This window comes from Mesorhizobium sp. AD1-1 (genome assembly GCF_020164655.1).
Classification (GTDB): Bacteria; Pseudomonadota; Alphaproteobacteria; order Rhizobiales; family Rhizobiaceae; genus Mesorhizobium; species Mesorhizobium ciceri.
Genome location: NZ_JAIUGP010000023.1, coordinates 18,565 through 37,811, shown reverse-complemented (window position 1 = coordinate 37,811; position 19,247 = coordinate 18,565). Strand labels below are relative to the sequence as shown.

Sequence of the window (19,247 nt, the reverse complement as noted above, 5' to 3'; positions counted from 1 at the left end):
TAGCCGGGCTGTCGACAAAGCCAGGTGCATGCGCCTGTCCTGCCATTTTATGCGCTTGTCTGTTTTGTCCATTTTGTCTATTATGGACAAAACAGGGTATCCCATGAAAAACTATCCGTCGACCGATCTGAAACAGAATCTTGGAGATGTGCTTGCAGCTGCCAGCCAGCAGCCGGTCTCCATCACTCGCCACAACAAGCCGAGATACGTCCTGATGAGCATCGAGGCCTACGAAGCGCGCTTCGGCAACGACAGCCGCCGCGTCTACGCTGCGAAGGACGCCCCGACCGAACATGTCGAGATGCTCGAGGAGTACGCCGCGGAATTGGACCGTGATTAAACCCGCTGCTGCGGACGTCTGGCGATATCCATATCTTTGGCATCGCCAACACGGAGACGGCGAGACCGAAGGCCGGAAGTCACGGCCTGTGGCCTTTGTGGCTGTCCTTCCTGGGAAGGCCGGGGGTACCAACCTCTTCATACTTGCAATCACTTCCACACAGCCGGGCCGTGATCGCGTTGCCGTCAGCATCCCGGAAATTGAACGCCACCGTGCGGGCCTCGATCCTATGCTCCTTTGGGTCATGGTCGACGAGTACAATCATGATATCCTGGAAGCGTCGGCCTATTTCGAGCCGGGTGCGCGAATTGGCGCGTTCAGCCCGTCATTTCACAAGAAAATTATGTTCGCTTTTACTGCGGTTGTCCGCACGGGTCAGTCCAAAGCAATCCCGCGCGCGGACTGAATCGACAGGGCAGAGCACGATCGTGAGGGACCAAAAATGCCATCGACCGAACTGCTCATCGCGTTTTTCGCCACCACGGCGATCTTCGCCTACATTCCAGGCCCGGCCATGCTCTATGCCGCCGCGCAGACGATGGCGCGCGGCCGCTGGTCCGGCCTGACGGCGGCGCTGGGCATTCATCTGGGCGGCTACGTGCATGTTTTCGCCGCGGCCGCCGGGCTGTCGGTGCTGTTTCATGCCGTGCCGACGCTCTACCTGGCGGTCAAGCTGGTCGGTGCGCTCTATCTGATCTGGCTTGGCATCTCGCTGTTTCGCAAGCGCGCAGACGGCGATGCGGCGCTGCCCGCGATCGAGCGCAAATCGGCGCGGCGCGCCTTTTTCGAGAGCATCACCGTCGAGGTGCTCAATCCGAAGACAGCGATCTTCTTCATGGCGTTCCTGCCGCAATTCATCGACGCCTCGGCGGCGTTTCCGGTCTGGCTGCAGTTCGTCGTGCTCGGCACGATAGTCAATCTGATGTTCTCCTCGGCCGATATCGTCTGCGTGTTCCTGGCGGGCGCCGTGATCGGCCGCCTGCGGCGTTCGAGCCGCGCCCAGCGGCTGATGCAGCGGGCGGGAGGGGCGGTGCTGGTCGGGCTGGGCGTCCATGTTGCCCTGCAGAAGAGCTGACGCATCGGACAGTCGCGGGTCATGTCCTGACGTTGCGCTGCGTGGATTTGCGGTATATCGGCAGGCATGAACGATCCGGCCCGTAAATTGACAATTTTCATCACGATTGAGATTTGCCTCACCCTCGCGTTGCCAGTGACATGATCAAGCACAATCCGCTTTCTCCAGAACCATTGCACCGTGCCATTGCGCGGTTCGGCCAAGCCACCGTGCTGGTGGTCGGCGACTTCATCCGCGATCGTTTCGTCAACGGCGTCATCGAGCGGATCTCGCCGGAAGCGCCGATCCCGGTGCTGCATGGGCGCGGCGAGACCTCGACCATGGGGGGCGCCGGCAATGTCGTGGCCAACATCGTTTCGCTCGGCGCCGCCGCTGTCCCCGTTTCCGTAATCGGCGCCGATCTGGCGGGCGACAGTCTGGTGCGGATGCTGCGGGAACTTGGCGCCGATACGGCGGGCCTCGCGCAGGAGCGTGGTCGCATGACATCATCCAAAAGCCGCTTCAGCGCGCTCAACCAGCAGGTGCTGCGTTTCGATGAAGAGGAGATCAAGCCGCTCGGCGCCGCGGAGCGAGCCGGCCTGATCCGGCATTTCCGCGCCGCGCTGGCGCACGCCGACATCGTCATCCTGTCCGATTACGGCAAGGGCATCCTGCTCGACGGCGTCGCCGGCGACTTGATCGCCATCTGCCGCGAGGCTGGAAAGCCGGTGCTGGTCGACCCGAAGGGCCGCGATTACGCGCGCTATGCCGGGGCGACCGCCATCACCCCCAACCGCAAGGAACTCGGCGAGGCCGTCGGCCATGCGGTGTTCGCCGATGACGAGATCGTGGCTGCCGCGCGCCAGCTGATTTCGGCACATGGTTTCGATTTCGTCGTTGCGACGCGCAGCGAAAAGGGCATGAGCGTGGTCGGCCCCGACGAGGCGCGCCACATCGCCACCCAGGCGCGCGAAGTGTTCGACGTTTCGGGCGCCGGCGATACGGTCATCGCGAGCTTCGCGCTGGCGCTGGCCGTAGGCGCCGATACGGTCATGGCCGCTTCGATCGCCAATGCCGCTGGTGGCGTCGTTGTGGGAAAACGCGGCACAGCGCGGCTGACGGTCGAGGAACTCACCGGCGCGCTGTTCCGTTCACATGGGCCGACCGCCCACAAGGACGCCATCCTCGACGCCACATCGGCCGCCCGCATGGTGGCGGCGTGGAAGGAAGAGGGCCTGAGCGTCGGCTTCACCAATGGTTGCTTCGACATCCTGCATGCCGGCCATGTCAGCTTGCTGCACGCGGCGCGAAGCCAGTGCGACCGGCTGGTGCTCGGCCTCAACAGCGATGCCTCGGTGCGGCGCCTGAAGGGCGCCGGCCGGCCGGTCAACGACCAGCACGACCGCGCCTGCGTGCTGGCAGCGCTCGCCTCGGTCGACGCGGTCGTGGTGTTCGAGGAAGATACGCCGCTGGCGCTGATCGAAGCGCTGCTGCCCGACATACTGGTCAAGGGCGCCGATTACACGCTCGATACCGTGGTCGGCGCCGATGTGGTGCAGAAGGCCGGCGGACGCGTCGTGCTGGTCGATCTCGTCGCTGGAAAAAGCACCACCAACACCATTGGCAAATTACGCGCCGGCGGCACCACAAACTGAGGGTTTCATGTCCGACTTGAACGATTACCTTGTCCGCTCGGCGGCTGCCATATCAGCCATGGTCGAACGGGACCTGACCGGTGAGATGGAGCGGGCAGCGAGCGCGGTGGTGACGGCGCTTTCGTCGGGGAAGGCCTTGCTCATCGCCGGCAATGGCGGCTCGGCCAGCGACGCCATCCACATTGCCGGCGAACTGGTCGGCCGCTTTCTCAAGGAGCGCAAGGCCTACAATGTCATCGCGCTGCCGGCCAATGCGGCGGTGCTGACCGCCTGGGGCAACGACTATGGCTTCGACACGGTGTTTTCGCGCCAGGTCGAGGCACATGGCGCGGCCGGCGGCGTGCTTCTGGCAATCTCGACCAGCGGCAATTCGCCGAGCATCCTCGCCGCCGCCGAACAGGCACGGAGGATGGACATGACGGTGATCGGCATGACCGGCGATACCGGCGGCAAGCTGAAGCCTCTGTCCGATATCCTGCTCAACGTTCCGTCGACCTCGACGCCGATCATCCAGCAGGGGCATCTGTGCCTTTATCATCATCTGTGCGAGGTGGTCGAAGCGCGCCTCAGCAATGGCTGATCCCACGACCTCTGGCCGCTATCCGCTGGCTGAGCCGGGCCTGTGGGTCGAGCAGGTCGGCTCAAAGGTGTTCGCCGCCGGCTCTCCGGCGCTGTTCCTCGACCGCGACGGCACCATCAATATCGATACGGGCTATCCGGATGATCCTGGCGAAATGGTGCTGCGCGCGGATATAGCCGCGGTGATAGCCGCCGCCAACGGGGCCGGCATTCCCGTCATCGTCGTCACCAACCAGTCCGGCATCGCGCGCGGCTATTTCGGCTGGAGCGATTTCGCCGCCGTCAATGGCCGCGTGCTCGAACTGCTACGCGCCGACAATGCGTTCGTCGACATGGTCCTTGCCTGCGCCTATCACGAGGCGGGCTCCGGCCCGCTCGCGGCCGCAGATCATCCGATGCGCAAGCCCAATCCGGGCATGCTGCTGGAGGCGGCCAGGCGCTTCGGGCTCGATCTGCGGCGTTCGCTGATCGTCGGCGACAAGGAGGCCGACATGGAGGCGGGACAACGCGCCGGCCTCTCGCAGGGCTGGCTGGTGGACGGGCAAGCGGCTGTCCGACGGGGCTTCACAATTCGGCCTTGGTGCGACCGCGCGGACTTCGACGGCCTGCTCGCCGCAATAGCTGCACTTGGGGCCGCCTCGGGCGCGCCCTAACGGTTTATACCCGATCGTTGTCCCGCCAGGCTTCATAGAGCTTGGCCTCGGTGGCGAACGAATACACCATCACCAGCATCGAATAGACGAACCCGTGCCGGCCGCACAGGAAGTAGCGCTTGGCCAGGTAAAACTTCAGGAAGTTGCCAAGCGGCGACAGCACCAGTCTTATCAGGCCAGGCTTCTTGGCTCGTTCGACCAGCGTGGCGACCTTGAGGCTGGAGTAGGTGTTGGCTCTCGCCAGATCCTCGGCAATAGTCATTTCGCGGCGATGCAGCAGCACGCCATTTTCTATGGTGCCGGTTTCGCCCGGCACCTCGAACGACTCATGGACCCGCAGATTGAGGTCCATGGTCGCCTTGTCGCGCCGGAAAAGACGCAGCAGCCTGTTGTGAAGCACCCAGCGGTGCGCATAGCCGTAACCCTTCAGCTTGTCGCGGCGCCTGATATACCATCCGTCGAAAGCGTCATTCCCAAGCTGCGTCACACTCATGATCGACTGCCTGAGAACGTCATCGATGGCCTCGTCGGCTTCAATCGAAAGGCACCACGGTTGCGTGGCCTGATCGAGCGCGAATTGCCGCTGACGAGGAAAGCCCGGCCAATCATTGTGAAACAGCCTTATCGGGTAGCCCTTGGCGATGAACCCATTGACGACGTCCAGAGTGCTGTCCGTCGAGCCTGAATCGACGACGATGATCTCGGCGCAGAAGTCGACGCTTTCCAGGCATTCGCCGATCATGTCGGCCTCGTTCATACAGATGACCAGCGCCGAAACCGGGCTAGAAAATCGAGTCATCGTCCCACCCCACGGCACACTGTTCTCGGAATTGGGCTGCCCTGCGCCACCTGTATTATGCAATCCCGAAAGCGCTATGCGCTTTTCCCAGGAAAACCGTTACACACTTTTTCTGGAATTGCTCTAGGAAACCAGCAAGGCGGCTACGGCAGGACATCCGGCCTCACAGAAGTGCCTATCGAACGCTAAAGCGGCGCTGATATGGCGAGGCGTTCAAGCCGCATCGGCGAAAGCCGGTTGCGGTTCAACCAGCTCAAGGCTGTGTGAACGAGACCAAGCCTTCGTCCTTGACCCGGCGGATGGTGAGCGCGGTTCGCACCGTGTCGACATTCGGGGTCGAGGTCAGTTCCTCGATGACGAAGGTCTGGAAGGCGCCGAGGTCGCTCGCCACGCAATGCAACAGGAAATCGGATTCGCCCGACACCATCCAGGCGTCGCGTACGATCGGCCAGCCGCGGGTGCGCTCGGCAAAGGTGCGCAGCTCGGCATCGGCTTGATGATGCAGGCCGACCAGGCAGAAGGCAACGACATCAAGGCCGAGCGCTGGTGCGTTGAGCAGAGCGCGGTAGCCACGGATGATGCCGGCTTCCTCCAGGCGCTTGACGCGGCGCAGGCATGGCGGTGCCGAAATGCCGACGCGGTTCGACAGTTCGACATTGGTCATGCGGCCGTCGCCCTGCAATTCGCGCAGGATCTTCCAGTCGATGGCGTCGAGGTCGGCCTTGAGCGGCATGAGGGCTCTCGATCATGAGGGGCAACACGCAAGAATCTTGCGTGATTTTGTAATTAAACGACTTCGCTGTCCATTCCATCCTTCGCCCGGAATATTTCGCGGGATCCGCGGGCGACAGGGTGTGACAAAGCTTTCCGGGGACGAACTCCAACTTGCCTTGCTGGCGTCGTGGGCAACACTTACATTACGCGCGACAATGATCGAGTTTTCCATGCCGCAATTGCCGGCAGCCCTCCGCAGAGGCTTTAGATGACCACCAAGCACGCGCCCGTTCTCATCATCGGTTCCGGCCCGGCCGGCTATACGGCGGCGGTCTACGCCGCCCGCGCCATGCTGAAGCCGATGCTGGTCGCCGGCCTGCAGCAGGGCGGGCAGTTGATGATCACCACCGATGTCGAGAACTATCCCGGCTTCGCCGACCCGATCCAGGGTCCGTGGCTGATGGAGCAGATGCTGAAACAGGCCGAGCATGTCGGCACCGACATCATCAACGACATCATCACCGAGGTCGACCTCAACGTGCGACCGTTCCGTGCCAAGGGCGATTCCGGCACCACCTACACCGCCGACGCGCTGATCATCGCCACCGGCGCGCAAGCGAAATGGCTGGGCATCCCGACCGAGCAGGACTTTATGGGTTTTGGAGTCTCGGCCTGCGCCACCTGTGACGGCTTCTTCTACCGGGGCAAGGATGTCGCGGTGATCGGCGGCGGCAATTCGGCGGTGGAAGAGGCGCTCTATCTGTCCAATCTCGCCAAGAGCGTGACGGTCATCCACAGGCGCAGCGATTTTCGCGCCGAACGTATCCTGCGCGAGCGGCTTCTGAAGAAGGACAATGTCCGCGTCATCTGGGACACGATCGTCGACGAGATCACCGGTCGGCCCGGCAAGACGCCGCTGCCGCCCTCGGTCGAAGGACTGAAGCTCAAGCATGCGGTGACCGGCGAGGTGTCGCACCTCAAGATCGACGGTGTGTTCGTGGCCATCGGCCATGCGCCGGCGGTTGAACTGTTCGCCGGCAAGCTCAAGCAGAAGCCGAACGGCTATCTGTGGACGGCGCCGGATTCGACCCGCACCGATGTGCCGGGCGTGTTCGCGGCCGGCGATGTGACCGACGATATCTACCGCCAGGCGGTGACGGCAGCGGGGCTTGGCTGCATGGCCGCACTCGAGGCGGAGAAGTATCTGGCCGGCATCGAAGTGCATCGCGAAGCGGCCGAGTAGAGAGTTCAGAGAGCGGCTTAGAAACGCCGTGTAAAAGCCTGATTTTTCATTCAGACGCCAAAACAGAACGAGGGGAATCATGGCGTTGGACTGGGACAAGCTACGCGTGTTTCACGCTGCGGCGGAGGCGGGGTCGTTTACCCATGCGGCCGAGACATTGCATCTGTCACAATCGGCGATCTCGCGGCAGGTCAGCGCGCTCGAGCATGATGTCGGCGTGCCGCTGTTCAACCGCCACGCCCGCGGGCTGGTGTTGACCGAGCAGGGTGAGATGCTGTTTCGCACGGCGCATGACGTGCTGATGAAGCTGGAGACCATCAAGTCCCGGCTGACCGAGACCAAGGATCGCCCGTCGGGCGTGCTGCGGGTAACGACGACGGTGGGGCTGGGCGCCGGCTGGCTGACCGAGCGGGTGCAGGAATTCATCGAACTCTATCCTGAAATCAGCCTGCAGTTGATCCTCGCCAACGAGGAGCTCGATCTCACCATGCGCCAGGCCGATTGCGCCATTCGGCTGCGCCAGCCGCAGCAGCCGGACCTGATCCAGCGCCGCCTGTTCACCGTGCATTTCCACCTCTACGCGGCCCCATCCTATGTCGCCAAGCATGGAAGGCCGTCTTCCGTCGCCGAGCTGAAGGCCCATCGCATCGTCACCTTCGGCGTGCCGGTGCCGTCGCATCTGTCGGAGCTGAACTGGCTGGAAACGGTCGGTGATTTCGAAGGCGGGCAAAGGGTGCCGACGCTGCAGATCAACGACATATTGTCGATCAAGCGGGCGGTGCAGGGCGGTGCCGGTATCGCCATGCTGCCCGACTATGTGATCAGCAAGGACTCCGACCTCGTGCAGCTGCTGCCGGAGACCGAGGTGCCGTCTTTCGACACCTATTTTGCTTATCCGGACGCGATGAAGAACCAGGCCAAGCTGCACGTGTTCCGGGACTTTATCATCGCCAAGGCGAGAAGCTGGTCATTCTAAGGACATGTCGATTGCCTGGCCCGACCTGAGCCTCAACATGCCCTGAGACGGCGCTGCCGGTTTCACCTACCCCCGCCAGGGCGACAGTCGAGGCAACCAGCCCGGTACGTTGCGGCGGTAGGCGTCGTATTCGGCGCCGTACCGATGAGCCAAAGTCGGCTCCTCGTAGAACCGCACGAAAGAGCCCATGGCGATCGCGCCGATGACCGCATAAGCGGCCAGCGTCCAGCTCGAGAACAGCAATGCCTGGCCGAGGATGATCGACAGCACGGCGACATACATCGGGTTGCGGACATGACGGTAGATGCCGCCGATCACCAGCCTCTCGGTTGGCGCGACCGGAGCGGGCGTGCCGAGGCCCTCAAGCGCGAATCGACCGAAGGCATGCAGCAGTGCTGCGATCGCGACGGCGATCAGAAGCCCGCCGACAGGGACAAAGCCCGGCAGACCAGACCACGGCAAGCCCCAGCGATCGGTCAACAGCCAGGGCACCAGCCCGGCAACCACGCAGGGCGCCGCGATGAAGAAGGCCGCACTGCCGGCGATCGCCGAAAACGTCCGCATTGGCTGCTTCCTCCCCGATTGCCTTAGAAATGCACGCCTGCTGCCTGCTTCCACATCATTGCCCGGTTTTGGCATTTTGAGCCGAAAGCCAGCCGAGATCGGCGATTCTGTAGTTGCAATTGCCCGATTCGGCGGCCCATTTCGACGATTCTGCTGGTCCTATTGGCTTCTGGAATGGGTTAGACCACAGCCTGCGTCTTTTTGCATGCGTGTGTTGCAAAATAGATGCTTGTTTCTTGAGCATGATGAGCACATATATAGATCATCTCCTGGGCGCGTTCTCCTCCCATTAGCGCCCTCGAGTGTTCCCCTCTGGAGGTTAGCCTTAACAGGCACTCCAATCAAACTCAGCCGGATCTTCATTGATCCGGCTTTTTTGTTGCCTGTGCTCTGCTGGGCCGGCAAAAAATTCCATCACAATTGCCACGTAACGGTGACATGTAACCTCTGGTAACATAGCCCGGACGCCCGCGACCTGCTATGTGGATCATAGGACGCGGTGTGGTTCGGACGGGAGATGGGGGCATCACTCGTACGGCCCGGGCTCAGGCGGCTACCGCGTCCGAACCGTTTTTTCCGCCGAACTCGGCGGCACCAAATGCGGCGGACCTGCCGTTTTACCTCCCAAGGAAACGGTCCGCGAACAAAACGACGTCCGGTCCCCGCCGGACGTCGTTTTCTTTTGTCCCCCTCGAATCAGGTTCGAGAGGAACGCCACGCCATCAGGCAGCCTTGCCGTTGGTGTTCATCGCCTCGTCGGCCAGACGGCCGGTGAGTTCGGCCATGTGGTCGAAGACGGCACGGTAGCTGGCGACGCCCGCGGTCGCCGAGCGCAGCTCGATGATCAGGTCGCCGATCTCGGCTTGCGGCATGGTTGCCTCGACGACATCCCATCCTGGCCAGCCAGGCCGCGCGTCGTAGCCGAGTATCTGGCCGCGCCGTTGCGGGATGAGAGCGATGATCTTCGAGGTGGCGTCGGAGGGTGTGACGATCTCGACCTTCATCACAGGCTCCAGGAGCACCGGCAAGCACGCGGCCATGCCTTCCTTCATTGCCAGCCTGGCCGCCATCTGGAAGGCCATGTCGGAGGAATCGACCGCATGGTAGGAGCCGTCCGACAGGTTGACTGCGACATCCACGACCGGAAAGCCCAGCGGCCCGGATTTCAGATAGTCGCGCACCCCGGTCTCGACCGACTGGATGTAGGTCTTGGGCACGACGCCGCCGGTGATGGTGTCGGTGAACTGGAAGCCGGAGCCGCGCGGCAGCGGCTTGATCTCGATCACCACGTCACCGAACTGGCCATGTCCGCCGGACTGTTTCTTGTGACGGCCGCGCTGTTGCGCCGATTTGCGGATCGTCTCGCGATAGGGCACCGCCGGCGGATGGCCTTCGACCGGTATCTGGTTCTTGCCTTCCAGCCGCTCGCGCACCACGCGCAGATGCATCTCGCCATGGCCCGACAGCACGGTTTCAGCCGAGTCCTGGTTGTGGCGCAGGCTGAGCGAGGGGTCCTCCTCGGCCAGCCGCTGGATGGCAGCCGACATCTTCACTTCGTCCTTGCGCTCCTTGGGGCGGAGCGCGAAGGCGAAGACCGGCTGCGGCGGCTCGAACTGGACGAGCGGCTTGATGCCGCCCTTGGCCGAACTCAACGTCTGGCCGGTCTTGACCTCGTCCAGCTTGCCCAGCGCGACCGTATCGCCGGCCTTGGCGATGGAGAGCTTGGACTGGTCCTTGCCGAGCATCCGGTAGATGCCGGAAACCTTGGCCGTGTCGCCGCCGGGCAGCCAGAGTTCGGAACCGTCGACGACCTGGCCGGAGAGGATGCGCGACACCGACAGCTTGCCGCCATGCGAGGTGTGGATGGTCTTCATCACCTGGACCAGGGTAGCCGCGCCGTCGGGTGCACCGAGCCGCTTGCGGGTCGCCTCGATGTCGGGCGCGTCGTGGCGGATCGCCTTCAGGAGACGCAGCACGCCGTTGCCTTTCTCGGCGGTGCCGATCAGCACCGGGGTCACCGCGCCGTCGCGCAGGTCGGCGGCGAGATCGTCGAAGATCGCGTCCTTTGGCGGTTCGATCTCCTCGAGCAGCTGTTCCATCAACTGGTCATCATGGTCGGCCAGCGTCTCCAGCATCGAGAAACGCGCTTCGAGCTCGCGCGCCTTCTCGTCGCCGGGAATCTGCGCCACCTCGCTTTCGGCATATTCGCGATAGATGTAGGCGCGCTCCAGCGCCAGGTCGATCGAACCAATGACGACGCCGTCCTTGCGCAGCGGAATCTGGCGCAGCAGCAATGGCACGGCACTGGCCGGCTGCAGCATCTTCAGCGTGTCTCGCACGCCGGTGATTGCCTTGTCGACCTTGTTGAGAAACAGGATGCGCGGCACGCCAAGATCGTCGAGCTTGCGCATGATCAGTTGCAGGGCAGGGATCTTCTTTTCATCGGCCTCGGCCACGACTACCGCGAGGTCGCAGGCGGCCAGCACCGGTTCGGCTTCGAAAGAGAATTCGATGGAGCCGGGACAGTCGACGAAGGTGATCTGCTCGCCCATGAATTCGGTGGTGGCGATCGTCGCCTCGACGCTCATGGCGTGGGCGCGCGCCTCGGGCGAATGATCTGAAACGGTGTTGCCTGATGAAACGGGATTTTGTCGGGGAATTGAGCCCGTACGGGCCAATATGGCTTCGAGAAGTGTCGTCTTACCGCTTGCGAAGGGACCGACTATGGCAATGCATTTCGGTCCCGTGCGTCGTCCTCCGGCGCGAGTACCCATGACTGACCTCCACTCAGGCGTTTCCCGCAGGACCGACTGGCATGCATGGTTCAGGCGTGGTCAACCGGTCCTGAGCGGCGGCCGGCCTGTTCGACCGTCGCGGGCGGGGTTCTTTTCAAGTCCACCTGCCCAAAGCTATCGTCCCACTTGTTTGCCGGCAGGGCAAGGAAAATAGAAATCCTTTGCTCGGCCGTGGACCCGTGCTGGCCATATAGGGGGCTGGCAGCCGGAAGCTGTTGCACGTCGGCCGATATCGGCGGAAACTGAAGCAGGCGACCCGTCGCCCGCTGTTTTGAAGGACCATCGACCCATGAAGATCATTGCCTGCGGCAGCGTGCCGACCGTCATCGCGCCGGAAAAATACTTCACCGGCCGGGTGCTGCAGACGCCGATCATCGAGAAAGAGGCGCCGGCGCGGCTACGAGCCACGCTGGTCAGCTTCGAGCCGGGCGCGCGCACCCACTGGCATACGCATCCGCTTGGCCAGACGCTCTACGTGACGGTGGGCGCCGGGCTTGCCCAGACGTGGGGCGGCCCGATCCAGCAGATCAGGGCGGGCGACGTCATCTCGTTCGCGCCTGGCGAAAAACACTGGCATGGCGCGGCGCCGAAATCGGCGATGACGCATATCGCCATGCAGGAGGCGCTCGACGATGTCCATGCCGACTGGCTGGAAGCGGTGACATCGGAACAATATGACGGCTGAATGCTCAGTCCGCAGGAACCCGGCTTCTATTCAGCCGCGATATTATTAGAAGAGGGCGACTCGCGGCGAGTCCCGTACCATCGCGCAGGCCATACTCAATCGCCGGATCGACAGCGCCATGCCGCCCGTTCAACTGACCGTCGGTCAGTAATTTGCGAAACTCACGTCCGGACTAGCCATGTCAAAGCACCGTTTGCCCCTGGTCGCCGCTGTCTATCTTGGTTCGTTCGTGGCTCTGCTCGACGTCAGCATCGTCAATGTCGCGCTGCCGACCATCCAGCAGGCGTTGCAAACCGATTTCGGCGGCCTGCAATGGGTGGTCGACGCCTACACGCTGTGCCTGTCGGCCTTCATGCTGTCGTCCGGCCTGATCGGCGACCGCTATGGCCGCAAGCGCTCATGGCTGGCCGGCGTCGGCATCTTCGTGGCCGGCTCGCTGATCTGCGCCGTCGCGCCCAATTTGCCGGTGCTGCTGGCCGGCCGGGTCGTACAGGGCATCGCCGGCTCGCTGCTCATTCCAGGCGCGCTGTCGATCCTGACGCAAGCCTTTCCCGATGCGCGCCAGCGCGCCGGCGTCATTGGCGGCTGGGCGTCGTTCGCCGCCACCTCTCTGCTCGTTGGTCCCGTCCTCGGTGGCATCCTGGTCGAGACCGTCGGCTGGCAAAGCATCTTCCTGATCAACCTGCCGCTTGGTCTGATCACGATCGCGCTCGGTGCTGCTTCGATCAACGAGACGGCGCATCCCGAACATGCCCATCTCGATCTCGTCGGCCTGGCTCTCAGCATCCTGTGGCTGGGGGCGCTGACCTTTGGCCTGATCTCGGCCGGCGAGAATGGTTGGGGCGAGCCAAGGACGGTCACGGCGCTCATCGCAGGTGTCGTCGGCCTGGCTGCTTTCCTCGGCTTCGAGGCGCGCACGGCACGGCCGATGCTGCCGCTTGGCCTGTTCCGTGACGTCCGCTTTGCCGTCGCCAATGTCGCTTCGTTCGCGCTCGGCTTCACCTCCTATTCCAGCGTCTTCTTCTTCTCGATGTTCCTGCAGCAGGTGCAGGGCTGGTCGCCGACGCAGACCGGCCTGCGCATGGCGCCGACCTTCATCGTCCAGATCGTGGTGTCGCCGTGGATCGGCAGGCTGAGCGCGCGCTATGGTCACTCCGCGCTGATGACCATCGGCTATGTTGCTATCGGCCTGTCCATGCTCGGCATGTGCTGGGCCGGTCCTTCGACGTCCTACGCGATGCTGTGCCTTCTGTTCGCCATCGGCGGCCTCGGCAATGCGCTTGCAATCCCGACCGGCAGCGCTGCCGCCATGTCCTATGCGCCGCGCGAACGCTCGGGCATGGTGTCGGCGGTCATCAATGCCACCCGCCAGAGCGGTCTTGCCATCGGCATCGCCTTGCTCGGCGCCTTGATGAGCATGCGGGCAACCAACCTTTTGACCGGGTATCTCGGCGATGCCGGTGTCGCCAACGCGGAAGCGGTCGCCCGTGCTGCAATTTCGCGGCATGATTTCGCAACCGATGCGGCGATGGGCGTAAGCGGCGTGCATGAACTCTATGCTGCCGCCTATGCCGGCGGCTTCCATGCCGCCATGCTGGCGGCAGCGATCGGCGCGTTCCTCACCGCCGCACTGCTGGTTGCCGTGCTGGCGCCGGCCGAAGCGCGCTCGGCCAAAGAGACCAAGCACGAGGCGTGAGGCTGACGGCCCATTGAAAACCCGGCAGTGAAGCCGGGTTCTGCGTTCAAAGTGCGCCGCTCAGGTCAGCGAAGCCGTAAAGCGCTGGATGCGCGTGCAGGCTTCCTCCAGAAGCGTCTCCGAGGTGGCGTAGGAGATGCGGAAGTTGGGGCCGAGGCCGAAGGCCGAGCCGAACACCACCGCGACGCCCTCGGCTTCGAGCAATTCCGAGCAGAAGGTTTCGTCGGTGTCGATCGGCTTGCCGGCCTTGGTCTGCTTGCCGATCAACTGGGCGCAGGAGGGATAGACATAGAAGGCCCCTTCCGGCGACGGACAGGTGATGCCGCGCGCCTGGTTGAGCATCGAGACGACGAGGTCGCGACGGCCTTGAAAGATCGCCTTGTTTTTGGCGATGAAATCCTGCGGGCCATTCAGCGCCTCGACGGATGCCCATTGCGCGATGGTGCAGGCGCCCGATGTCTGCTGACCCTGGATCATGTCCATCGCTTTGATCAGTTGGACCGGGCCCGCCGCATAACCGATGCGCCAGCCGGTCATTGCATAGGCTTTCGACACGCCGTTCATGGTCAGCGTGCGCTCGTAGAGCTTAGGCTCGACCTCGGCGATGGTCTTGAAGACGAAATCGCCATAGGTCAGGTGCTCGTACATGTCGTCGGTCAGCGTCCAGACATGCGGATGCTTCAACAGCACGTCGGCCAGAGCGCGCAGTTCGGCCTCGGTATAGGCGGCACCCGACGGGTTCGACGGCGAGTTCATCAGCAGCCATTTGGTCTTCGGCGTGATCGCCTTTTCCAGCACGGAAGCGGTCAGTTTGAAGCCGTTGTCGATCGAGGTGTCGGCAAACACGGAGGTGCCGCCGCAGATCGCCACCATCTCGGGGTAGCTGACCCAGTAGGGGCGAGGAATGATGACCTCGTCGCCGGGGTTCAGCGTCGCCATGAAGGCATTGAACAGGATCTGCTTGCCGCCCGTACCGACGATGGTCTGCTCGGGCTTGTAGTCGAGATTGTTCTCGCGCTTAAACTTTTTTGCGATCGCCTCGCGCAGCGGCACGATGCCCGAAACCGGCGGATACTTGGTTTCGCCGCGGCGGATCGCCTCGATTGCCGCATTCTTGATGTTGTCGGGCGTGTCGAAATCCGGCTCGCCGGCGCCGAGGCCAATAATGTCACGGCCGGCATTTTTCAGCTCGCGCGCTTTCTGCGTGACCGCGATGGTGGCGGAAGGCTTCACGCGCGAAAGGGTGTCGGCAAGAAAGGCCATGAGCTTGACGTCTCCATGGAAGATCGGCGCGGCCAGGAGCGACCGCGGCGCTTCTCATGTCGCATGATTTCGCGCAACGCAAGCATTGTCGGCTGATCCAGGTCTCAAGGAGCTGTGATCGGACCCGGGGTCGGCAACAATAAATTCATTAACGAGCGGTAGAGGCTTGAGTGGCAGGATCGCAGACCAATTGCGGAGCGAGGAACCGTGTCGCGCAGCGTCGGGCTTGCCCACATCATCCGTCAGGACGACGGCACCTCCACCGGTGTCTGGGGCATCTACACGTTGCAAAGCGCTTTCCAGCCGATCTTCGCCTTCAAGGAAGGCAAGCTGTCGGTGGTCGCGTTCGAAGGGCTGATCCGACCGTTCCGCGACGGCGAGCCACAATCGCCGATGAATTTCTTCTCGACCTGTCCGGCCGCCGACCGGCTGCATATCGAGGCGCTGACCAGGACGCTGCATCTTCTCAACGCCGGTGCCTGCCTGCCGCGGGAAGCGTCGATCTTTGTTAATTTCGACCCGTCGGTGTTCACCGAACGCACTGTTGCCGACGCTGCCTTGCGCGAAATGCGGCTCGTGCTGCACGAGGCCGGCATCGACCCGCGCCGCGTCGTCTGCGAGGTGACCGAGCAGCGATCGGCGTCGCAGGAAGCCTTGCACGGTTTCGTCGCGGCACTGAGAGCCAACGGTTTCCGCATCGCCGTCGACGATTATGGCGCCGACGATTCCGACATCAACCGGGTCAAGGAGTTGAGGCCGGATATCGTCAAGTTCGATGCCTACTGGATCACGCAGCTGATGGAGTCCGGCGCCGGCTTCGCGTTGCTGACCACCATGGTGAAGAACTTCGAGGAGCAAGGCATCCATACGGTGTTCGAAGGCATCGAGGAGGGCTGGCAACTGGAGCTCGCCGAGAAATCGGGTGCGTCGATGGTGCAGGGTTTCGTGCTGGCGCGACCCGAATTGGCGCCGACCAGCTTTGGCGTCTTCGACAAGGCCGGGCAGGCGCCTGTCGCTGCCGCCGTCGACACGTCGGCTGCTGCCGTGGCAACGCCTTCGGCGCGGCCGGTCAAGGCCTTTGGGCGCCGCGTGGCGACATGAGAGGTGATCGGCGGCGCAATGTCGGCGATGCGATCCGGGTCGACGAAGTCGGCATCGAATACGGCATGTATGGCGAGTTCCGGCTGCGCAGCGCCTATCAGCCGATTTTCGCGCCGCGCGGCCGGTTCCTTCACGCGGTCGCGGCCGAAGCCCTGATCGAGCCGCACCGTGCGGGCCGCCCCGGCGCGCCAAAGATGTTCTTCGAAAGCGTTGCCGTCTCGGACCGGCTGTTTGTGGAAACCACGTGCCGGGCGCTGCATCTCAGGAATTTTCGCAATATCGGCGTCGACGGGCTCGACCTGTTCTTCAACTACAATCCGTTGATCAACGACCATGCCGGGCGGGCACTGGCCGAGATTCGCCTGATGACCAGGCATCTCGGCGAGTTCGGCCTGGCGCCGGCCATGCTGGTCTGCGAAATCACCGAACAGGCGGCGGACGACGCGCTTCTCGCGCGGCTGGTGCGCGAAATGCGGCGCGACGGCATCCGCATCGCCATCGATGATTTCGGCACCGGGCACTCGACCGAGGAGCGGGTGAGCCTGCTCAAGCCCGACATCGTCAAGATCGACGGCACCTGGTTCGCGGAGTTCTGTCGCCACGCTGCCGCTGAACGGTTCTTCCGCCCGCTGGTTTCCAGCTTGCATGACCGCGGCGCCAAGGTGCTGGTCGAAGGCATCGAGCAGCCCACCCATCTGCGCGTCGCGCTCGAAGGCGGCGTCGACCTGCTGCAGGGTTTTCTCCTCGCCCGCCCAGCCTTGGCGGGGACCGTTTTCGAGGAAGAGCCACTGAACATCGACACGCTGCTGGGTACCGGCGGCAATGTCGTCCCGCTGTTCGGCTAGGGGCGCCACTATTCACACATCAGCGGCGCTGATCGTCGCGACAAAACAAATCATTGGTTGAGTCCGCCGCCGCTGCGATAATCGCGCGGAGACAGTGCTCGGGGGAACAGCCATGATACTTTACGGCATGATCGACAGCGGCAATTGTTACAAGCCGCGCCTGCTGATGGCGAAGCTTGGCCTGGCCTTCACCAACGTCGAGGTGAGTTCGCACACAGGCGACACACGCAAAGCCGACTTTGTCGCCAAGAACCCGAACGCCATGGTGCCGCTGCTCGAGTTCGACGATGGCCGGCGGCTGGCCGAATCCAACGCCATCCTGCTCTATCTCGCCGAAGGCACACGCTTCCTGCCGGCGGACAGGTATGAGCGTGGGCTCGCGTATCAATGGCTGTTCTTCGAACAATACAGCCACGAGCCCTACATCGCCGTGCGCAAGGCGCTGCTGACCTTTCCCGAACGTGCTGGGGATGCGACCCCGGAGCGGCTGGCGGTGACGCTGGAGCGCGGCAACAAGGCGCTCGGCGTGATGAACAGGCATCTGGAAAACAATGCCTTCTTCGCCGGCAGCGCGCTCAGCGTCGCCGACATCGCGCTCTATGCCTATACGCATACGGCGGAGCAGGGCGGTTTCCAGCTCGACGCCTATCCGGCGGTGTCGGCATGGCTTGGCCGCGTGGAAGCGGATCCGGGGCATGTGCCGATCGAGTGGGTGGGGTAGCCTTCTCCTCCTGAAGGAGGGGCTATTTCAACAAATGGTCGTAGTCGGCGTGGGTGCCGACCCAGAACCAGATCACATCTTCATTGTTGCGTATGGCAACAGCCCGATAGTTTTCGTCAACTCGCGCCGACCAATAGCGACCGACCTGTTTGAAATGCAGTGAGGGATGAAAAGGATCGAACGCAGTCGGGCAAAACGCCTGTCCGCCTTTGCTCTGATTGACGATGGCAGTTTTTCATAAGCCTCCCAGAACGATGGAGAGGCGACGTGGTTCACAGAGGCCGCGTCCGACCAGCGCGATGGTCAGCCAGCGCCTGTTCGGCAAGCCTGTCCAAACGGCCCGCCTTCGCGTCGGCTTCCATCTGCCGGTCCCACATATCCGCCTGGAGCGCCTCGAACCAGGCGGCAAACGCCTTCAGTTCCTCGGGGCTCAGTTCGGCGACGGATTTTTCGATCTGCTCAAGTTTGGTCATGGCCGAATGGTACCACCACTGGGCTAAAAGTACCACAAGTTGGAACCATAGTGCAGGCTGCGCCACCTAACCCAGACAGCAAAAAAGGCGGGATAAATCCCGCCTTCCCATGCTTGGTAGCCTGATCGGGAGCGTCCGGTCCGGGCTGGCAGCTATCTGCTGATCCAGCTTGTCGGGTCTTTCCGCTCCAGCGCGCTTCTCGCGCGACTGTCAGTACATCCGTGACTTGCCGCGCGCCCCGAACTCTCGCCCGGCGCGCGCTATCGCAAAATCAGGCTGCCTTGCTCAGAGATCCAGCGGACGACTTGCCAGTGCGGCGGTCCTGCTCGATCTCGAAGTTGATCTTCTGGCCTTCGACCAGGGTCGACAGTCCAGCACGCTCGACAGCGGAGATGTGGACGAATACGTCCGCGCCGCCCGCGTCAGGCTGAATGAAGCCGAAGCCCTTGGTGGCGTTGAACCACTTGACCGTTCCAGTTGCCATTTAGATAGTCCTTCACATTTGCTTTAGATTGACCGGACCGAGGTCCAGCCGGTGTGCATCGAGATTTTGGAGATAGACGTCAGCAAACGCGATTATCGCGAGGCCCGGATCGATCGGCCGAAATATCAATGGAAGGCATATAGGCTGCTTTCGCACAAAAAACAAGACTGTGTGAGAGAGCCGTGATCAGGGCGCTGCCCAATGGCCGCCCCAATCGCGTGAGAGCGTCACGACGGATCGCGACGTCCCTGGGCGGCGGATCAGGGAGAGGACCATGAAAACCATTCTGCTTGCCGCCTGCCTGACGCTTGTCGCCGCTCAGGCTCAGGCGATCTCGCGCTACGACCCGACGCGTATGAGCTGCGGCAAGGTTCAGGCGACGATCGCCCGGCAGGGGGCGGTCATCCTGCGCTACCAGTCGAAGCGGGTGCCGGGACTGCCGCTCTACGACCGCTATGTGCAGAGCCAGCGATTCTGCAGCATGGGCGAGGTGAGGACACGAGCCTACGTGCCGAGCGCCGACACAACGTCCTGCCCGGTCTACAACTGCAAGCGGCCGGACAACGACCGGCATTTCCGCCGGCGGTTCTTCCATAACAACTAGCGC

The 19,247-nt window shown here is 62.9% G+C and carries 21 protein-coding genes and 1 pseudogene; 14 read left to right on the top strand and 8 right to left on the bottom strand.

Going from position 1 to position 19,247, the window contains the following annotated elements; translation table 11 throughout:
- Window positions 1-103: 103 nt before the first annotated feature.
- The 6 genes from LB519_RS29495 (at window position 104) to LB519_RS29470 (ending at window position 4,281) form a co-directional block, all read left to right on the top strand.
- Window positions 104-340 carry a type II toxin-antitoxin system Phd/YefM family antitoxin gene (locus LB519_RS29495; RefSeq protein WP_024504156.1) on the top strand — a complete coding sequence of 79 codons (237 nt, stop codon included), beginning with the start codon at window positions 104-106 and terminating at the stop codon, window positions 338-340.
- Window positions 333-746 carry a hypothetical protein gene (locus LB519_RS29490; protein ID WP_224621805.1) on the top strand — a complete coding sequence of 138 codons (414 nt, stop codon included), beginning with the start codon at window positions 333-335 and terminating at the stop codon, window positions 744-746. The genes LB519_RS29495 and LB519_RS29490 overlap by 8 nt, the downstream gene beginning before the upstream one ends.
- Window positions 747-782: 36 nt before the next feature.
- Window positions 783-1,415: a LysE family translocator gene (locus LB519_RS29485; protein ID WP_024504155.1), complete on the top strand. Its 633-nt coding sequence runs from the start codon at window positions 783-785 to the stop codon at window positions 1,413-1,415.
- 140 nt (window positions 1,416-1,555) lie between these two features.
- The gene (gene rfaE1 / locus LB519_RS29480; protein WP_224621803.1) at window positions 1,556-3,049 is read left to right on the top strand and encodes a D-glycero-beta-D-manno-heptose-7-phosphate kinase; all 1,494 of its coding nucleotides are present in this window, start codon (window positions 1,556-1,558) and stop codon (window positions 3,047-3,049) included.
- Window positions 3,050-3,056: 7 nt separating this feature from the next.
- The gene (locus LB519_RS29475) at window positions 3,057-3,629 is read left to right on the top strand and encodes an SIS domain-containing protein (RefSeq protein ID WP_024504153.1); all 573 of its coding nucleotides are present in this window, start codon (window positions 3,057-3,059) and stop codon (window positions 3,627-3,629) included.
- Window positions 3,622-4,281: an HAD family hydrolase gene (locus LB519_RS29470; protein WP_224621802.1), complete on the top strand. Its 660-nt coding sequence runs from the start codon at window positions 3,622-3,624 to the stop codon at window positions 4,279-4,281. The genes LB519_RS29475 and LB519_RS29470 overlap by 8 nt, the downstream gene beginning before the upstream one ends.
- Before the next feature lie 4 nt (window positions 4,282-4,285).
- Here LB519_RS29470 and LB519_RS29465 read toward each other — a convergent pair whose 3' ends face one another.
- On the bottom strand, window positions 4,286-5,080 hold the full coding sequence (locus LB519_RS29465) for a glycosyltransferase family 2 protein (RefSeq protein WP_224621801.1): 795 nt from the start codon (window positions 5,078-5,080) through the stop codon (window positions 4,286-4,288).
- Window positions 5,081-5,333: 253 nt separating this feature from the next.
- A complete protein-coding gene (locus LB519_RS29460) occupies window positions 5,334-5,813 on the bottom strand; it encodes an Lrp/AsnC family transcriptional regulator (protein WP_224621799.1) in 480 nt (159 codons plus the stop codon).
- A 249-nt stretch (window positions 5,814-6,062) separates the two neighbouring features.
- Between LB519_RS29460 and trxB the strand changes: the two genes are divergently transcribed.
- Together trxB and LB519_RS29450 are read left to right on the top strand one after the other, a co-directional pair.
- Window positions 6,063-7,037: a thioredoxin-disulfide reductase gene (gene trxB / locus LB519_RS29455; protein ID WP_013530078.1), complete on the top strand. Its 975-nt coding sequence runs from the start codon at window positions 6,063-6,065 to the stop codon at window positions 7,035-7,037.
- A gap of 79 nt (window positions 7,038-7,116) precedes the next feature.
- Window positions 7,117-8,013 (top strand): LysR family transcriptional regulator, encoded by an 897-nt coding sequence (locus tag LB519_RS29450; protein ID WP_013530079.1) that lies wholly within the window; start codon window positions 7,117-7,119, stop codon window positions 8,011-8,013.
- A gap of 66 nt (window positions 8,014-8,079) precedes the next feature.
- Here LB519_RS29450 and LB519_RS29445 read toward each other — a convergent pair whose 3' ends face one another.
- On the bottom strand, window positions 8,080-8,577 hold the full coding sequence (locus LB519_RS29445; protein WP_027162108.1) for a methyltransferase family protein: 498 nt from the start codon (window positions 8,575-8,577) through the stop codon (window positions 8,080-8,082).
- Window positions 8,578-9,299: 722 nt separating this feature from the next.
- Entirely contained in the window at window positions 9,300-11,351 is a 2,052-nt protein-coding gene (locus LB519_RS29440) for an elongation factor G (protein WP_013530081.1), read from the bottom strand.
- Window positions 11,352-11,661: 310 nt separating this feature from the next.
- Between LB519_RS29440 and LB519_RS29435 the strand changes: the two genes are divergently transcribed.
- Both LB519_RS29435 and LB519_RS29430 read left to right on the top strand, forming a co-directional pair.
- Entirely contained in the window at window positions 11,662-12,057 is a 396-nt protein-coding gene (locus LB519_RS29435) for a cupin domain-containing protein (protein WP_024504148.1), read from the top strand.
- Window positions 12,058-12,235: 178 nt separating this feature from the next.
- Window positions 12,236-13,753 carry an MFS transporter gene (locus LB519_RS29430; protein WP_224621798.1) on the top strand — a complete coding sequence of 506 codons (1,518 nt, stop codon included), beginning with the start codon at window positions 12,236-12,238 and terminating at the stop codon, window positions 13,751-13,753.
- Window positions 13,754-13,813: 60 nt separating this feature from the next.
- Here the strand turns inward: LB519_RS29430 and LB519_RS29425 are convergent, their stop codons facing one another.
- On the bottom strand, window positions 13,814-15,016 hold the full coding sequence (locus LB519_RS29425; RefSeq protein WP_224621796.1) for a pyridoxal phosphate-dependent aminotransferase: 1,203 nt from the start codon (window positions 15,014-15,016) through the stop codon (window positions 13,814-13,816).
- A 207-nt stretch (window positions 15,017-15,223) separates the two neighbouring features.
- Between LB519_RS29425 and LB519_RS29420 the strand changes: the two genes are divergently transcribed.
- The 3 genes from LB519_RS29420 to LB519_RS29410 all read left to right on the top strand — a co-directional run bounded on the left by LB519_RS29420 (window position 15,224) and on the right by LB519_RS29410 (window position 17,683).
- Window positions 15,224-16,117, top strand: a complete 894-nt coding sequence (locus LB519_RS29420) for an EAL domain-containing protein (protein ID WP_064994527.1) — start codon at window positions 15,224-15,226, stop codon at window positions 16,115-16,117.
- Window positions 16,114-16,962, top strand: a complete 849-nt coding sequence (locus LB519_RS29415; RefSeq protein WP_064994528.1) for an EAL domain-containing protein — start codon at window positions 16,114-16,116, stop codon at window positions 16,960-16,962. The genes LB519_RS29420 and LB519_RS29415 overlap by 4 nt, the downstream gene beginning before the upstream one ends.
- Window positions 16,963-17,074: 112 nt before the next feature.
- Window positions 17,075-17,683, top strand: a complete 609-nt coding sequence (locus tag LB519_RS29410) for a glutathione S-transferase family protein (RefSeq protein ID WP_013530087.1) — start codon at window positions 17,075-17,077, stop codon at window positions 17,681-17,683.
- A 22-nt stretch (window positions 17,684-17,705) separates the two neighbouring features.
- Here the strand turns inward: LB519_RS29410 and LB519_RS29405 are convergent.
- From LB519_RS29405 to LB519_RS29395, 3 genes and pseudogenes are all read right to left on the bottom strand, one after another.
- Window positions 17,706-17,959: pseudogene (locus tag LB519_RS29405) on the bottom strand (type II toxin-antitoxin system RelE family toxin).
- Window positions 17,956-18,156: a hypothetical protein gene (locus LB519_RS29400; RefSeq protein ID WP_013530089.1), complete on the bottom strand. Its 201-nt coding sequence runs from the start codon at window positions 18,154-18,156 to the stop codon at window positions 17,956-17,958. The pseudogene LB519_RS29405 and the gene LB519_RS29400 overlap by 4 nt, the downstream one beginning before the upstream one ends.
- 271 nt (window positions 18,157-18,427) lie before the next feature.
- Complete coding sequence (locus LB519_RS29395; protein WP_010910991.1) at window positions 18,428-18,640, bottom strand: cold-shock protein; 213 nt, start codon at window positions 18,638-18,640, stop codon at window positions 18,428-18,430.
- Between the two features lie 274 nt (window positions 18,641-18,914).
- Here LB519_RS29395 and LB519_RS29390 point away from each other — a divergent pair, with 274 nt between their 5' ends.
- A complete protein-coding gene (locus tag LB519_RS29390; RefSeq protein WP_224621794.1) occupies window positions 18,915-19,244 on the top strand; it encodes a hypothetical protein in 330 nt (109 codons plus the stop codon).
- The last annotated feature ends 3 nt before the right edge of the window (window positions 19,245-19,247 follow it).

What these genes read in the sequence shown, in the direction of transcription:
- LB519_RS29495 (WP_024504156.1), top strand. Translation starts at nt 104, where the DNA reads ATGAAAAACTATCCGTCGACCGATCTGAAACAGAATCTTGGAGATGTG.
- LB519_RS29485 (WP_024504155.1), top strand. Translation starts at nt 783, where the DNA reads ATGCCATCGACCGAACTGCTCATCGCGTTTTTCGCCACCACGGCGATC.
- rfaE1 (WP_224621803.1), top strand. Translation starts at nt 1,556, where the DNA reads ATGATCAAGCACAATCCGCTTTCTCCAGAACCATTGCACCGTGCCATT.
- LB519_RS29475 (WP_024504153.1), top strand. Translation starts at nt 3,057, where the DNA reads ATGTCCGACTTGAACGATTACCTTGTCCGCTCGGCGGCTGCCATATCA.
- LB519_RS29470 (WP_224621802.1), top strand. Translation starts at nt 3,622, where the DNA reads ATGGCTGATCCCACGACCTCTGGCCGCTATCCGCTGGCTGAGCCGGGC.
- LB519_RS29465 (WP_224621801.1), bottom strand. Translation starts at nt 5,080, where the DNA reads ATGACTCGATTTTCTAGCCCGGTTTCGGCGCTGGTCATCTGTATGAAC.
- LB519_RS29460 (WP_224621799.1), bottom strand. Translation starts at nt 5,813, where the DNA reads ATGCCGCTCAAGGCCGACCTCGACGCCATCGACTGGAAGATCCTGCGC.
- trxB (WP_013530078.1), top strand. Translation starts at nt 6,063, where the DNA reads ATGACCACCAAGCACGCGCCCGTTCTCATCATCGGTTCCGGCCCGGCC.
- LB519_RS29450 (WP_013530079.1), top strand. Translation starts at nt 7,117, where the DNA reads ATGGCGTTGGACTGGGACAAGCTACGCGTGTTTCACGCTGCGGCGGAG.
- LB519_RS29445 (WP_027162108.1), bottom strand. Translation starts at nt 8,577, where the DNA reads ATGCGGACGTTTTCGGCGATCGCCGGCAGTGCGGCCTTCTTCATCGCG.
- LB519_RS29440 (WP_013530081.1), bottom strand. Translation starts at nt 11,351, where the DNA reads ATGGGTACTCGCGCCGGAGGACGACGCACGGGACCGAAATGCATTGCC.
- LB519_RS29435 (WP_024504148.1), top strand. Translation starts at nt 11,662, where the DNA reads ATGAAGATCATTGCCTGCGGCAGCGTGCCGACCGTCATCGCGCCGGAA.
- LB519_RS29430 (WP_224621798.1), top strand. Translation starts at nt 12,236, where the DNA reads ATGTCAAAGCACCGTTTGCCCCTGGTCGCCGCTGTCTATCTTGGTTCG.
- LB519_RS29425 (WP_224621796.1), bottom strand. Translation starts at nt 15,016, where the DNA reads ATGGCCTTTCTTGCCGACACCCTTTCGCGCGTGAAGCCTTCCGCCACC.
- LB519_RS29415 (WP_064994528.1), top strand. Translation starts at nt 16,114, where the DNA reads ATGAGAGGTGATCGGCGGCGCAATGTCGGCGATGCGATCCGGGTCGAC.
- LB519_RS29410 (WP_013530087.1), top strand. Translation starts at nt 17,075, where the DNA reads ATGATACTTTACGGCATGATCGACAGCGGCAATTGTTACAAGCCGCGC.
- LB519_RS29400 (WP_013530089.1), bottom strand. Translation starts at nt 18,156, where the DNA reads ATGACCAAACTTGAGCAGATCGAAAAATCCGTCGCCGAACTGAGCCCC.
- LB519_RS29395 (WP_010910991.1), bottom strand. Translation starts at nt 18,640, where the DNA reads ATGGCAACTGGAACGGTCAAGTGGTTCAACGCCACCAAGGGCTTCGGC.
- LB519_RS29390 (WP_224621794.1), top strand. Translation starts at nt 18,915, where the DNA reads ATGAAAACCATTCTGCTTGCCGCCTGCCTGACGCTTGTCGCCGCTCAG.